This window comes from Clostridium fungisolvens (assembly GCF_014193895.1).
Classification (GTDB): Bacteria; Bacillota; Clostridia; order Clostridiales; family Clostridiaceae; genus Clostridium_AR; species Clostridium_AR fungisolvens.
Genome location: NZ_BLZR01000001.1, coordinates 1,101,725 through 1,116,605 on the forward strand (window position 1 = coordinate 1,101,725; position 14,881 = coordinate 1,116,605).

A 14,881-nucleotide genomic window follows, 5' to 3' on the forward strand; every position below is an offset into this window, starting at 1 on the left:
GCAGAGTTTTAAGAATATAAAATTAGAAGTAAAGTCATCTATCAATAAGACAAATAAGGGGAGAAATATATGTATAACATAGTAAAGATAGAAAGCTTAAATAAAAATTTGTTTGCGATGCAGGTTAGTGCACCAAGAGTAGCTAAATCAGCAAGACCAGGCCAATTTGTAATGCTTAGAATTAATGAAAAAGGAGAAAGACTTCCTTTTTCAATATGTGGTATTGATAAAGAAAATGGAGTTATTACAATAGTATTTAGATTAGTAGGAGATTCAACTAAGGACTTAGCTTCGCTAAAATCAGGAGATGAACTTCTTGATTTTGCAGGCCCTTATGGACAACCATCTCGTTTGATAAATGAAGATAGACAAATTTTAAAAGATAAAAAAATATTGTTTGTTGCTGAAAATTCAGCAGCTACAAGAATTTACACTGAAGCTAAGTATCTTAATGATTTAGGAATTGGGTTTAAAATATCTCTAAACTTTAAGGATAGAAGTAGTTTAGTATACATAGATAAGTTGGAAGAAACAACAAAAGATATTATAATCTCAACTGTAGATGGGTCAGTAGGCATAAAAGGTACTACAATAGATGTGGTAAATAAAATACTAGAAGATGATAAATATGATCTAGTTATTACAATGGGATCTATAGATATGATGGAAGCTATTAGTAATCTTACAAAGAGCAAAGAAATTGAAACTATAGTAAGTTTAACAACCTTAATGCTAGATGGTACTGGTATGTGCGGAGCTTGTAGGGTGACAGTTGGTGGAAAAGTTCTGTTTGCTTGCCAGGATGGACCTGAATTTGATGGACATAAAATAGATTTTGAAGAGGTAAGAAGTAGACAGGACATCTATAAATCTTATGAAGCGAAATCAGAGTTTAGAGAACTATATGGTAAAGAACATAAAATCCAAGAAGAAACTGCATTTGAGGTGAGTGATAATGATTAAATTAGAAAGAGTTCCAGTAAGAGAGCAAGAAGTAAAAATAAGAGTAACTAACTTTAATGAAGTTAATTTAGGTTACGATGAAGAAGAAGCTGTAAGAGAAGCAGACAGATGCCTTCAATGTAAGGTTCCTAAATGTGTAGCTAAATGTCCTGTTAACAATAAGATTCCAAGCTTTATCAAGTCAATAAAAGAAAGAAACTTTAAAGAAGCGGCAGATATTATTGCAACAGCAAACTCACTTCCATCAGTTTGTGGTAGAGTGTGTCCACACGAGCTTCAATGTGAAGGTGGATGTGTAATGGGAATCAAAGGGGAGTCTGTAGCCATAGGAAGGCTAGAAAGATTCGTTGGAGACTGGAGTATTAGAAATGGAATAGAGTTTGAAAGGCCTGAAGTAATACTAGACAAAAAGGTTGCAGTTGTTGGAAGTGGTCCAGCAGGGCTTGCTTGTGCAGGTGACTTAGCAAAGGCTGGCTACCAAGTAACAATATTTGAGGCTCTTCATGAATTTGGAGGAGTATTAGCATGGGGTATTCCTGAGTTTATACTTCCTAAGGAAACTGTTGTTAATAACGAAATTGAAAAGCTTAAAAAACTTGGTGTTAAGTTTGAAAAGAATGTTATGATCGGTAAGACAATAACTATTGACGAACTTCTAGAAGAGGAAGGTTTTGAAGCTGTATTCATAGGAACGGGAGCTGCAATGCCAAGCTTCATGGGAATTCCAGGTGAAGCATTCAATGGAGTGGTTTCAGCTAATGAATTCTTAACAAAGAATAATCTTATGAGAGATTATAAAGCAGATTATAAGACACCACTTATAGTAGGTAAAAAAGTAGTCGTAGTTGGTGGAGGGAATGTTGCTATGGATGCTGTAAGAACTCTTCTTAGAGTTGGTGCAGAGGCACATATGGTTTATAGAAGATCTGAAGCAGAACTTCCAGCTAGAAAAGAAGAAATAGAATATGCAAAAGAAGAAGGCGTTCATTTTCATCTATTAACAAACCCAACCGAAATAGTAGCAGATGAAAATAAGTGGGTAAGCGGAGTAAGATGTATTAAGATGGAGCTAGGTGAACCAGATCAATCTGGAAGAAGAAGTCCGGTTCCAGTGGAAGGTTCAGAGTTTGTTTTAGATGCAGATATGGTTATAATGGCAATAGGAACTAAAGCAGGCTCATTAATCGGCGATACAACTAAAGGATTAGAAACTAATAGATGGAATCTAGTTGTTATTGATGAGGAAACAGGAAGAACTTCAAGAGAGTTTGTATATGCTGGTGGAGATGTTGTAACAGGACCTGCAACAGTAATAAAAGCAATGGGTGCTGGTAGAAAAGCAGCCAAGGCTATAATTGAAGATTTATCAAAATAAAGAATAAATAAGGTGATTTGTGTGAGAAAAGTTAACACAATATTACCTGAAAAGATAGTTTAAAGTGCACACTAAATGTTATGTAAATATAACATTTAGTGTGCTTTTTTACCGTGTTGAAAGTTATAAAACTTTTAGCATAGTTAAATCTAGAAATTTCAATGGGTTTAGAGGCTTTCTATGTTTAATTTCTGGGCTTAAATTATACGTAATCTAAAAAATCTGTTCCTCTATTGCAGTGGCTTCCATGTAGTTTATAAAATTTCTTAGTTTCAGTGCTGTTTCGCGACTTATCTCGTTGCTTTGAAGAAGAGATTGAACCTCATCTCTCTCCGCCTGCAAGGCTTTAAGATGAAGTTTGCTTCTTTGTTTATTAACATTATTTATGTCTTCACCGATAGTAAAGGTAGTTAGTCTTTTTATTATGTCATTATAGTGCTCAATAACAGCTAAAGAAGCTTTTCTATTAGTATCATTAATTTGCTCCTTTATAGCAAAGATTGCTGCCTTTGAGGTTAATACTTTAATTTTCTTTACATCCTTAATGTTGATTGGATTAACATTAAGCTGATTTTTCAAAAACTTAGAGATAAAGTTTTTTATTGAGTCCATCTTATTTAAAGTTTCAATGATTGGTGGCCTAGACAAACAGTTTTCAACCTTAGTTAAGGAATCGTCAATTTTTTCATAAGTAGCTGGAGGAATCTTTTTATCTGCTAATAACCTTCTAACCTCTTTTCGTTCAGTTCTTATGCCTAATAGGAAAATATCCTTTTCTATTTTTCTATCTTCTATAGTGAGTTTTAGATTTTCTATATTTATAGGATTATCATTTTTAATTTTTTCACATATGTTTATTAACGAAGAAGCTGCAAGTTTATTTTCTTTATTTGTTTCATCATTAATAAGCCTAATGGCTGCATTCATAACGCTTTTTAGGGCGTCTTGATTTAACCCTGATGAATTCTTTTCAGCATCATTATTTTCTCTTTTCACAAGCAGCGGTAAAACAAAGCTTGCTGTACATATAGTTAATAATATTACTCCGGCTGATATAAATATAATAATATCACGCTGGGGAAAATATTCTCCATTTTCTAAATAGAAGGGGATAGAAAATGCTCCGGCAAGTGTTACAGCTCCTCGAACACCGGCTAAAGAAGTAAGTACTGAATTTAAAAATCTCTTTGGACTTTCTTCTAAGCTCTCATCTACACTCCATTTTTCATTCCATAAACTATATACCCATACAAATCTTAATAATATTAGAACTAATGAAATAACAACTATATACATAAGTACTTTAAAGTTATTTATGGTATCGTCTCTAAAAATCACTGACATTACAGCAGGAATTTGTAGACCTAAAATTAGAAATACAAGACCGTTAATTATAAATATAAGTACCGACCAAGTGCTGCGAGATACAAATTTTAATTTTGAAATAATTGGCTCAGAATAATCAGCTTGTAAAGAATAAACAATACCTCCAGACACTACAGCAAGGATGCCAGACAATCCAAGTTCTTCTGAAACTAAATATATTACAAAAGGCGATATAATTTGCATTAGTACGTGGAAGGTTGCATCCTCAAGTCCCAGTCTTCTTATAAATGCTGTAACTCTTGCAATTATTAAAGCCAAAACTGCCCCAACTAGAAATCCACCAATAGCTATCACAAAGAAGCTTAGAGCAGCATTTGCAAAGGAAAATACTCCAGTAACTGTTGCAGCAATAGCAAATCTAAAAGCAACTAATCCAGAGGCATCATTAGTAAGTGCTTCACCCTCTAATAATGTCATTATTTTTTCAGGAAGATGGATTCTTTCAGACAATGAACTTACTGCTACCGCATCTGTTGGAGATAAAATGGCTGCTAAAGCAAAAGAAGCTGATAGAGGAATATCAGGTATCATTAAATTAATTATGTATCCAACTACTAATACGGTAACTAAAACCAAACCAAAAGACATTAGGAATACAGGGCTTTTTAGCTTCCAAAGATCTTCTCTAGAAGTCATTTTTCCATCATTGTATAGTAAGGGCGCTATGAATAATACCATAAATAGTTCAGGTTCTAGAGGCATATGGATGCCAGTAGGTAAGATTCCTAAGATGATGCCAAAAGCAATCTGTATGAGAGGTACTGGCACAAATGGAATAAGTCTGCTCAATATATTAGATATTACAATACTCAAAAGCAAAATTAGCACAACAATAAAGATTTCCATAAGTAATCCCTTTCTAGATATAAATCCATAATTAATGCTATTATTTTATCCTTTAATTTAAAGTCTATTAACTTAGTAATGGATTAGGAGAATTTATTTTTATAGAAAAGATTAAGATGTATAGTTTTTATAATCGTAAAAGATAATAAATTTAATTCAGAACAATTTCAATAATATTCTTAAAAAGATCCATTAAAAAAAATCAAAGGTTGGAGGAAGAAATATGGACAGAGTAATATCACTAATTTCAGCATTAAGTATAGCTTTTAGCATATCTACCACCAGCGTATCTGAATTTAAACAGCCAAGAATAATAGATGCCTTCATTTTAGCTTATGATGAGATGTATAAAGGAGATAGTGGGTTAAGTAGTAAGAAATATATAATTCTAGATATGGAATCACTTTACTTTACCGATACAACTTATGAAGAAAGAGAAAAAGCAATTCAATACTTTACTAAGAAATATAATAAAACAGTATTGAATGCTTCCTTGTTTAAGCTTCAACAAATTGGCCTAGCCAGTAACATTGGCTCTCTTAGGATAGATGGAAACTTGCTAATGTTCACTAGCATTAAACCAAATATTGATGGAGGCATTGTGGCAAAAGGATATAACTGGGTCAGTCCTGTTGGAGCAAGTGAGTTTAGGATTATGTTAAAGATTATTGATGGGCAGTGGAAGGTTGTAGAAAGTAAGTTACTTGGTGTTGCTTAGAACAAACATTTTATCTTTAGAGTATTTATGTGCAACATAAGTGAAAAATTAATATAAGGTATTAGGTTGGATTGCTAGTGTGTTAATTATATAACGAAAACTCACATAATCAGTAGAAGATTAACTTAATTTTCAAATTAGTACAATTTTACACTTTCATGCATGAGAATGAGGTGGTTTAGTTGAAATCGATACAAGTTATGTCGAACTATTATAATAATTTTTCCCTCATGCTAGCTTACATAAACTAGATAACGTAATGCTTTAGGTAATAAACAACAATATTATTTATATTACAATTCATAAATAGTATTTATGAATTATGGTTAAAAAATTAATTGGATTAATATAAAGAGCGCCATTATAATAAAGATGTCAGATTGTTAAGTGATTAACTTGACAATCTTTAGTTTGAAAATATGGATATTATATATTTAACTTGAAGGAGAGATTTATTATGGCAGAACGTATAACAGGACATACTGAACTTATTGGATTAATTGCATACCCTATCAGACATTCAAGTTCACCAAGAATGCATAACGAGGCATTTGCAAAGTTAGGATTAGATTATGCTTATCTAGCATTTGAAGTTGATAATAGTACGTTAGAAGATACAATAAAAGGTTTTAGAGCAATGAAGGTAAGGGGAAGTAACGTTTCTATGCCTAATAAAACAGTTGTTCATAAGTATCTAGACAAATTGTCACCAGCAGCTGAACTTTGTGGAGCTGTAAATACTATTGTAAATGATGACGGTGTTTTAACAGGACATATAACAGATGGAATGGGTTATATGGCTGCTTTAAAAGATGCAGGAATTGATGTTATAGGAAAGAAGATGACGATTGTTGGAGCAGGTGGTGCTGCAACTGCTATAGAGATACAAGCGGCTTTAGATGGCGTTGCTGAGTTATCAATTTTTAATATTAAAGATAGTTTCTGGGAGAGAGCTGAACAAACTGTAAGAAATATTAATGAAAAAACAAACTGCAAAGCTACATTATACGATCTATCTGATTTAGATACATTAAAGAAAGAAATAGAAAGCAGTTATCTATTTACAAATGCAACTGGAATGGGAATGAAGCCTTTAGAAGGAAAGACTTATATACCTGATAAATCTTACTTCCGTCCTGAGCTTATAGTAGTAGATATAGTTTATTCTCCAGCTGAAACAGCAATGCTTAAAATGGCAAAAGAAGTTGGATGTAAGACAATGAACGGACTTGGTATGATGTTATTCCAAGGAGCAGCTGCTTTTGAAATGTGGACTGGAAAGCCTATGCCAATTGAATATATGAAGGAAATATTAGAAATAAAATACTAAAGATTAAGGTTCAACAGAATATTAGATTAAGGGGACGAAAAAAATAATGGAACAAAAAATTAACTATAAAAAGTACTATATAACGGCATTTGTACTTTATTTAAACTACTTTATACACGGAATTGGGGTTTCGATTTTAGCACAATATAAGCAACAATTTGCAGCGCAATGGGGAGCGAAACTACTTGCAAATGGTACTTATGATGTCAGCTCTGTTGTAATGGTTATAGCAGCACTTGGACTTGGTCGTTTAGTGGCCCTTCCTTTTGCTGGACCGCTTTCAGATAAGATAGGTCGTAGATTCTCAGCACTTATAGGAATTTCATCTTATATTATATATCTAGTTGGGATAGCATTGTCACCAAATGCATCAGTTGCATATCTTTGTGCTTTAGTTGGTGGTATTGCAAACTCATTTCTAGACACAGGAGTTATACCTGCATGTATGGAAATACTAGTTGAATCTACTGGATTAGCAAGTATTCTAACAAAATTATTTATATCAATTGGACAACTAGGTCTTCCAATGATGATAGGATATGTGGCAGCAAACCATATGTCATATAAAACATTGTTCTTTGTAATGTCTGCATTGTTTATAGTTATAGCGATTTTAGTTTCATTCATGCCAATGCCTAAATCAAGCTCGGAAAGCAATGGACAAACTAAACAAGAATCCTTATTCCAAAAGATAAGGTCAGTAAAGTTTACGCCAACAAGTATTGCACTTATATTAATTGGATTTACATGTACTTCAACTTTCCAACTTTGGTTGAACTGTATACAAGAATTTGCAAAATCAACAGGTCTTAAGAATCCAAGTGTTATCCAATCATATTATTCGATAGGTACTATAGTTGCGGTTATTCTTACTGCAGTGCTTGTAAAACAGACTATAAAACCTGTTAGAATATTAGTTGTATACCCATTGATTGCAATGATCATGTTAATAATTGTTTATGTTGTAAAGACACCACAAATCACTTTAATAGGTGGATTTGTAATTGGTTTCTCAGCTGCAGGTGGTGTATTACAGTTAGCTGTTTCCACTATTAATGACATGTTCCCTAAGATTAAAGGAATAATTACAAGTATTATAATGATAGCATCAAGTGCAGCAAATTACGCAGTGTTATCAGTAGCTGGAGCATTAACTAAGTCTTTCGGAGTAAACGGACCTAAATATGTTTTATTATTAAACATAGGAATAACATTTGTTGGAGTATTACTTGCATTATATGTTAATATGAGTTATAGAAAAGTTTCGGTTGAAAAGAATAGTGCTAGGGCATAATTAAGGAGGCAACTATGAATACAGTTAAGATTAAGAATATAGTATTAGGTGACGGTATTCCAAAGATATGCGTACCTATAGTAGCAAAAACTAAAGAAGATATAATAGCAGAAGCATTAAGTTTTAAGGATATACATGTAGATGTAGTAGAATGGCGTGTTGATTGGTTTGAAGGTGTTTTTGATATTGAAAAAGTTAAGGATGTTTTAAAGGATTTAGTTCCTGCTTTAAATAACATACCGCTTCTATTTACTTTCCGTACATCTAAAGAGGGCGGAGAAAAGGCAATTGAGGCAAGAACATATGCTGAATTAAATAAGGCAGTTGCTGCCACAGGCTTAGTTGACTTAGTAGATGTTGAAGCTTTTACAGGCGATGAAATAGTTAAGGATATAATCGCCAGTGCACATGCTTCAGGAGTTAAGGTTGTTGCATCAAATCATGACTTTGGAAAAACTCCATCAAAGGACGATATAATCTATCGTTTAAGAAAGATGCAGGATTTAGGAGCTGATATTCCTAAGATTGCTGTTATGCCAAAATCAAAGCTAGATGTATTAGAATTACTTGAAGCTACAGTAATAATGTCAGAAAAGTATGCTGATAGACCGATAATAACAATGTCTATGGCTGGAACCGGTGTTATAAGTAGATTAACTGGAGAAGTTTTCGGATCTGCTTTAACTTTTGGAGCTGCTAAGAAGGCTTCAGCACCTGGACAAATTGGTGTAGAAGATCTATATGGAGTATTACAGTTACTACATAAAAGCATAAAGTAATATAGTACCTATAGTAGAAAGACTTTGATTTTAACAATAATATTAATCAGAGTAAATATGAATAATAAAGATAAGGTTATGAACTTCCAACGGTTCATAACCTTATTTGCGTATCTATAAATCTTAATATATAACTATAATATCATTTATTTGCCTATGTTTAAAAATATTGTTGAAATAAAATGGTTATTCAGGAGATGCTATATGAGCGAGCTATTAGAATTAAATGATTTTTTCAGATGTAGTGGCGTTGAAAAACTGTACTGTTAGAACGTAGTGAGTTTACAGTTTTAGCCACGGAATATGACAAAATCATATTAATTCTTTGCGTAAGCTCATTAAAGCATTGGATGAGTAACCATTTTATTTCAAAACTTTGCTTTAATAGCTCTAAATAAGCAAGTCGCTATTTTCACTATTTTTGAAGTGATCTTCTCGTCCGTTCAGAACAAAATCCTTAAATAAGTGAACCGTAGGGCTTAAATATTTATTTTTCATATATGCAAGGTAGATAAATCTTTTATGGGGAGGGTTTACTATCTTAAGAGTTTTCACATCAAACTGCTTTATTACCCATGCATTTGGTACCACAGCAATACCATAGTTGATTGAAACGAGTCCTCCAGCAGCACTATCTTCTTCTACTTCACAAATGATTTTAGGAGAAAAATCTACCTTTGCGAAGAGATCATCAATTATAGGTCTAAGACCACTTAGTTTGTTGTAGTATACAAAAGGATAAGGTTCAGTTTCTTTTAAATCTATAGTATCAAAAGCAGCGAGAGGGTGATCTTTCGAAACAATAAGAACTAATTCTTGTTCTGTGACAGGAATGAAGTTAATGTTAGGTTCATTCTCTACATATGAACAAAAAGCCAAATCAAATTTTTCTTCCTTTAGACCTTGAATAATATTTTTGGTGTTGCCTTGGCTGAAATTAAAAGATATATTTTTGTTTGCTTCTTCGCTAAAGAAGGTTTTAATCATATTTGGAACAAAATGAGGGCCTAAGGTATATATGAAAGCTAAATCTATAGTACCATGAGTTGGATTTACTAGTCTCTTTAACTCTTTTTCTCCCTTTTCTAATTCATTAAGAGAATTAGTCACATAGTTAAGAAAAAAACGACCATACTTTGTAAGTTTGATATTCCTTCCTTGTTTTTCAAATAGAAACACCCCTAATTCTTTTTCTAGTTCAGATATAGCATAAGTTAAATTAGGCTGTGTTATAGATAGTTTTTCTGCTGCTAAAGTAACATGCTCCATACCTGCCAATACTCTAAAATACTCGAGTTGCTTTAAATTCAATGGGGATCACTCCTTAAAATCTGATATAAGTTATTATAATATAATTCATAAAAAATATCTATGGATAAAGCATAAAATATTGATTAGATTTATGATAATACCCATATTATAATTAATTATGTTAGTTTGTTATTTAACAAATTAAGTTGAAGTTGTTAATGGTAATTTGTTTGTATAACAAACTAAAAAATAATGTATTAAAAGAGTAAAAATCAAAAGATTAAATAAAAAAACGTTTAAATTACTTGGTTTTTTAAATGGAGGTCAAAAAAATTATGAAATATAGCAATATTTTTAGTCCATTAAAAGTTAAAAACATGACAATAAAAAACAGAATAATAATGCCACCGATGGGGACAAACTATGCAAGTCAAAACGGTGAAATAAATAGTGATCATATAAAGTACTATGAACAAAGAGCAAAAGGTGGAACTGGATTAATAATAGTGGAAAATGCAGCTGTAGAATTTCCTCTAGGATCAAATGGAACAACTCAGCTTAGAATTGATCATGACAGCTTTATGCCAGCGTTATATAAACTAACAGAGAGAATGCATAAGTATGGTGCTTGTGTAGCAATGCAGATAAACCATTCAGGTGCATCAGCAGTTCCAGATAGAATAGGTTGTCAGCCTGTTTCGTCATCAAACATTCCATCTAAAACTGGTGGAGCAGTTCCAAGACCACTAGAAAAGGAAGAAATACTTAATATAGTTGAGAAATATGGAAAGGCAGCAAAAAGAGTACAAACCGCAGGTTTTGATGCAGTAGAAATACATGCAGGACATTCATATTTAATATGCCAATTCTTATCACCTATATATAATAAGCGTGATGATGAATTTGGTGGTAGTATAGAAAATAGAGCTAGGTTCGCAAGAATGGTAATTGATAGCGTAAGAGCTGCTGTTGGACCAATGTTCCCAATATTCCTTAGAATAAGTGCAGATGAGCTTTTAGAAGGTGGCAATACTTTAGAGGATACTTTAAAGATATTGGAATACCTAAATGAAGAAGTTGATGTATTCAATGTTTCTGCGGCATTAAATGATTCGCTGCAGTACCAGATAGATAATATGAATCTTGAAGATGGATGGCGTTCATACATGTCTAGAGCTGTAAGAGAAAAATTTAATAAACCAACAATAACAACTGGTAACATCAGAAATCCAGAAGTTGCAGAAAATATTCTATCAGAGGGACATGCTGACTTAATAGGAATGGGCCGTGGGCTTATTGCTGATCCAAATTGGGTTCTAAAGGTTAAGAATAATGCAGAAGATACGATAAGAAAATGTCTCTCATGTAATATAGGATGCGCTGGTCATAGAATAGGATTAAATAGACCTATAAGATGTACTATGAACCCTGATACAATAAATGAAGATGAATATAAGAAGTTAAGAGTTAAAAAGCAAACTACTGTAGTTGTAATAGGTGGAGGAACTGCTGGCCTTGAAGCAGCTTGTACTGCAGCAGAAGTAGGATGTACAACATTCCTATTTGAAGAAAAGCCATATTTAGGTGGACTAGCTAAAGAAATTTCAAAGTTACCAGATAAAAAAAGAATTTCTTATTTGCCAGAATACTTAATAAGAAGAGCAGAAGGGTTAAGCAATTTAGTGATTTATACTAATACAAAGGCTGACATTAAAGCTATAGAGAACCTTAAGCCAAATGTTATAGTAAATGCCACTGGTTCTAAACCTCTACTTCCTCCTATTAAAGGCTTACTTGAGCGTATAGATAAAAGTGAAGAAAATATATATTCAATTTTAGGACTTTTAAATAATATGGATAAATTTGAAGATGCTAAAGATAAGAAAGTAGTAGTTATAGGTGGTGGAGCAGTAGGACTAGATGTTGTAGAATATTTTGCTGAAAAGAAAGCAGAAGTTTCTATAGTTGAAATGATGCCTATGCTCGGAAGAGATTTAGATGTAATAACAAAGCTTTCTATGATGGATATAATTGAAAAAAATAAAGTAAATGTTCATACTGGAACAGCTTTAGTAGAAGTTGCATCTGATCATTTTAAGGTAAAGAAAGACGAAAAAGAACAAAACTTAGATTTTGACTATGGATTTGTTTGCTTAGGAATGAGATCAGAGAATCCAATACTAAGTGATCTACAAAAGCATTTTGCAGAAAAAGATGTTGAAGTAATAAATATTGGAGATAGTTCAAGAACTAGAAAAATAATAGATGGCATGGCAGAAGGTAGAGATGTAATTCTTACATTAGAAAAGATAGGATCAATATAAATATAGAACACAATAACCAAACACCTAAAATTCTTGGAAAATAAATACAAGAAATAGGTGTTTGGTTAGTTGGTTTTATTAAATTGGAGGAATTTATGTTTAAAAGTAAGTATTTCAAAACAGCTCTGGGGATATATATTAGTTATTGTATGCTAGGAATGATACTAATCTTACTTTCCTCAAATATGGCATTCTTAACTAAGCAATTTAATACTGATGCTGCAGGTATTAGTTTTCTGATATCAGCAGAAGGGATAGTAAGATCTGCCACATTATATGCTGCAGGGAGATTATCTGATAAGTTTGGAAGAAAGAGATTTTTGTGCTTAGCGCCACTAACAATGGTAGTTTTTCTAGTAGGGATACCTCTTTCACCAAGTTATGGCTTAGCTATTTTGTTTTCAGCTTTTGCAGGTATATCTCATGCTTTTATGGATGCTGCCAGTTATCCAACTTTAATGGAATGTTTTCCAAAGACACCTGGTACTGCAAATGTTTTAATAAAAGCTTTTGTAGCAACTGGAGGAGCACTTTTACCTTTTATAATAGCCTTCTTTGTAGAGAGAAATATGTTTTATGGAAATACATTCTTCTTAATAGCTCTAGTAGTATTTCTTAATGGTCTATTCATAATGGGAAGAAAGTTTCCAAAGCAAAACGACATTGCCGCTACTAATGATGAGGTAGCTTCAAATGTAAGATTTTCATCAGAGCCTGTATTTAGAAAAGAAGGAATAGCCTTAATAATAATAGGATTTACTTCAAATTCTATATATACAGCGTTTCAAATGTGGATGCCAACTTTTGGACAGAAGATCTTGGGAATGAACCAACTAACCTCTCTAAAATTTATAACTTATTATAGTATAGGAGCTATTGTATCTGTATTTATATTAGCAAAACTACTGCAAAAAACAATTAAGCCTATATTAGTAACAGCAGTTTACCCTATAATAGGTATAATTTTTCTTATAATAGTATTAATATTTAAGACAAAAACTGTTGCGACTATAAGTTTTGCTTTAGCAGGTTTTTCATCTGCTGGAGTTTTACAAATGGCACAAACAACTATGGGAGAGTTATTCTGGAGAAATAAAGGTGCAACCATAGCTTTAGTTTCTACCGCTAGTGGTATAGCAGCTGCAGTAATACCAGCATCAACAGGGCTTATATTAAGGCATTTTGGGATTGTATCTGTTTTTTATTTTATGCTGGGTATATATGTAATAGCAATTGTAGCATCTACAATTGCAAAAATGAGATATGATAAAGTGTTTGGGAAAAATAAATAATATTTAGATATGGTGCAGTAATAGGCTTAAAGTCTTTTACTGCACTATTTTTTGTATTTATAAGTTTTTAGTTTATATACGTGTTTAAGTTTTTGTAATGGAACTCTTTAGCTATAAACAATAATATATGATATGCAATATGTAAAAATAAACTTAAATAACTTCCTTAACACACCAGGTATCTCCGGATTGTATAATTTTAAGAGTATTTTCTGTTGTATTGAAGGGGCCAGAAGAAGTTGACCAAAAGAATTTTAATTTAACGATATATTCAGTATCACTTATTTTATTTTTAGAGATAACTTCATATCTATCAAGCCATGGACTTGATACACCATATATCCAATAGGTATCTTTTGGCGCACCTAAATCTTCAATAATCTTTCTTTTTAATTCTTTACAAGCCACTGAGTAGTGGTAAACTCCATTTCTTGTTTTTTCAGTCTTAACCCAGATACTTATCACCTGCTCTGGAGAAGTGGCTCCAAATTCATCAAGGGCTTGTTTGAAAAGTTCAATTTGAGCTTTTGTTTGTTCAGGAGTAATTAAATTATCTTTTTTATGGAGCAGTTGTTCTTTACCAATAGAAATGGGGATATTTTTTTTAATATCTATTTTATCATAAGGTAAATTAGTTAATAGTGTAGACATCAATATGGTAGTAATGATTTTCGGTATTATATTCATAATATCTAATCTCCTCTTTTAATTGATACAGCTATGAGTCATAAGGCTTCGTCATAAAGATTTTTCTATAATTATAATTCCAAACTGAGATAACAATTTATACATGAATATGAAGAGGAGAATATCCGTTAAAAATTAAAAATAAAATAATATTTTTATTGACATGGAGCCAGATTTAGGTTTTATAGTTAAATTAATGAATATGAGATTGGAAAAATATTTTTCTATGGAGGCAAATATGGATATTGGAGAATTTTCAAAAATCACAGCTATAGCAATTGATACACTGAGGTATTATGACAAGATTAAATTACTAATTCCAGCAAAAGTAAATTCCAGAAGAATGTATACTGAAGAAGATGTTGAAAAGGCTTTAATTATAATAAAACTTAAAAAACTTAACTTTTCCCTTGATGAGATAAAAGCTTTTTTTGAATTAGAGAAAAATATAGAGCAGAGTGAAGAAATAAATGACGAGAGCGTAAAGGAAATAGAGGTTTGTCTTAAGATGATTGAATTGAAATACAAGGATATAGAAAGACAAGAAGAGGAACTTAGAATAGTTAAAACTGCTTTGAATAAGATGATTATTAAAACTAATAGTCTAATTAAAAACAGATGTTGTTGAAACGTTGA

The 14,881-nt window shown here is 32.1% G+C and carries 12 protein-coding genes; 9 read left to right on the forward strand and 3 right to left on the reverse strand.

Annotation, left to right across the window (positions count from 1 at the left end; genetic code table 11):
• Positions 1-69 precede the first annotated feature (69 nt).
• Entirely contained in the window at positions 70-963 is an 894-nt protein-coding gene (locus bsdtw1_RS04280) for a sulfide/dihydroorotate dehydrogenase-like FAD/NAD-binding protein (RefSeq protein ID WP_183276367.1), read from the forward strand.
• A complete protein-coding gene (gene gltA / locus bsdtw1_RS04285) occupies positions 956-2,338 on the forward strand; it encodes an NADPH-dependent glutamate synthase (RefSeq protein ID WP_183276368.1) in 1,383 nt (460 codons plus the stop codon). Before bsdtw1_RS04280 ends, gltA begins: the two co-directional genes overlap by 8 nt.
• Positions 2,339-2,551: 213 nt before the next feature.
• Here the strand turns inward: gltA and bsdtw1_RS04290 are convergent, their stop codons facing one another.
• Entirely contained in the window at positions 2,552-4,570 is a 2,019-nt protein-coding gene (locus tag bsdtw1_RS04290; RefSeq protein WP_183276369.1) for a Na+/H+ antiporter, read from the reverse strand.
• Between the two features lie 223 nt (positions 4,571-4,793).
• Here bsdtw1_RS04290 and bsdtw1_RS04295 point away from each other — a divergent pair, with 223 nt between their 5' ends.
• The 4 genes from bsdtw1_RS04295 (at position 4,794) to aroD (ending at position 8,691) form a co-directional block, all read left to right on the forward strand.
• The gene (locus bsdtw1_RS04295; protein WP_183276370.1) at positions 4,794-5,288 is read left to right on the forward strand and encodes a hypothetical protein; all 495 of its coding nucleotides are present in this window, start codon (positions 4,794-4,796) and stop codon (positions 5,286-5,288) included.
• 457 nt (positions 5,289-5,745) lie between these two features.
• Positions 5,746-6,618 (forward strand): shikimate dehydrogenase, encoded by an 873-nt coding sequence (locus tag bsdtw1_RS04300; RefSeq protein ID WP_183276371.1) that lies wholly within the window; start codon positions 5,746-5,748, stop codon positions 6,616-6,618.
• A gap of 46 nt (positions 6,619-6,664) precedes the next feature.
• Entirely contained in the window at positions 6,665-7,912 is a 1,248-nt protein-coding gene (locus tag bsdtw1_RS04305) for an MFS transporter (RefSeq protein WP_371874654.1), read from the forward strand.
• Between the two features lie 14 nt (positions 7,913-7,926).
• Positions 7,927-8,691, forward strand: coding sequence for a type I 3-dehydroquinate dehydratase (gene aroD / locus bsdtw1_RS04310; RefSeq protein WP_183276372.1), 765 nt, complete (start codon positions 7,927-7,929; stop codon positions 8,689-8,691).
• Between the two features lie 390 nt (positions 8,692-9,081).
• Here the strand turns inward: aroD and bsdtw1_RS04315 are convergent, their stop codons facing one another.
• The gene (locus tag bsdtw1_RS04315; protein ID WP_183276373.1) at positions 9,082-10,002 is read right to left on the reverse strand and encodes a LysR family transcriptional regulator; all 921 of its coding nucleotides are present in this window, start codon (positions 10,000-10,002) and stop codon (positions 9,082-9,084) included.
• A 272-nt stretch (positions 10,003-10,274) separates the two neighbouring features.
• Between bsdtw1_RS04315 and bsdtw1_RS04320 the strand changes: the two genes are divergently transcribed.
• Both bsdtw1_RS04320 and bsdtw1_RS04325 read left to right on the forward strand, forming a co-directional pair.
• On the forward strand, positions 10,275-12,266 hold the full coding sequence (locus bsdtw1_RS04320) for an oxidoreductase (protein WP_183279733.1): 1,992 nt from the start codon (positions 10,275-10,277) through the stop codon (positions 12,264-12,266).
• A 95-nt stretch (positions 12,267-12,361) separates the two neighbouring features.
• The gene (locus tag bsdtw1_RS04325) at positions 12,362-13,558 is read left to right on the forward strand and encodes an MFS transporter (protein ID WP_183276374.1); all 1,197 of its coding nucleotides are present in this window, start codon (positions 12,362-12,364) and stop codon (positions 13,556-13,558) included.
• Positions 13,559-13,711: 153 nt separating this feature from the next.
• Here bsdtw1_RS04325 and bsdtw1_RS04330 read toward each other — a convergent pair whose 3' ends face one another.
• A complete protein-coding gene (locus bsdtw1_RS04330; protein ID WP_183276375.1) occupies positions 13,712-14,245 on the reverse strand; it encodes a hypothetical protein in 534 nt (177 codons plus the stop codon).
• Between the two features lie 238 nt (positions 14,246-14,483).
• On the opposite strand from bsdtw1_RS04330, the gene bsdtw1_RS04335 reads away from it, so the two are divergent.
• Entirely contained in the window at positions 14,484-14,873 is a 390-nt protein-coding gene (locus tag bsdtw1_RS04335; RefSeq protein WP_183276376.1) for a helix-turn-helix domain-containing protein, read from the forward strand.
• Positions 14,874-14,881 lie beyond the last annotated feature (8 nt).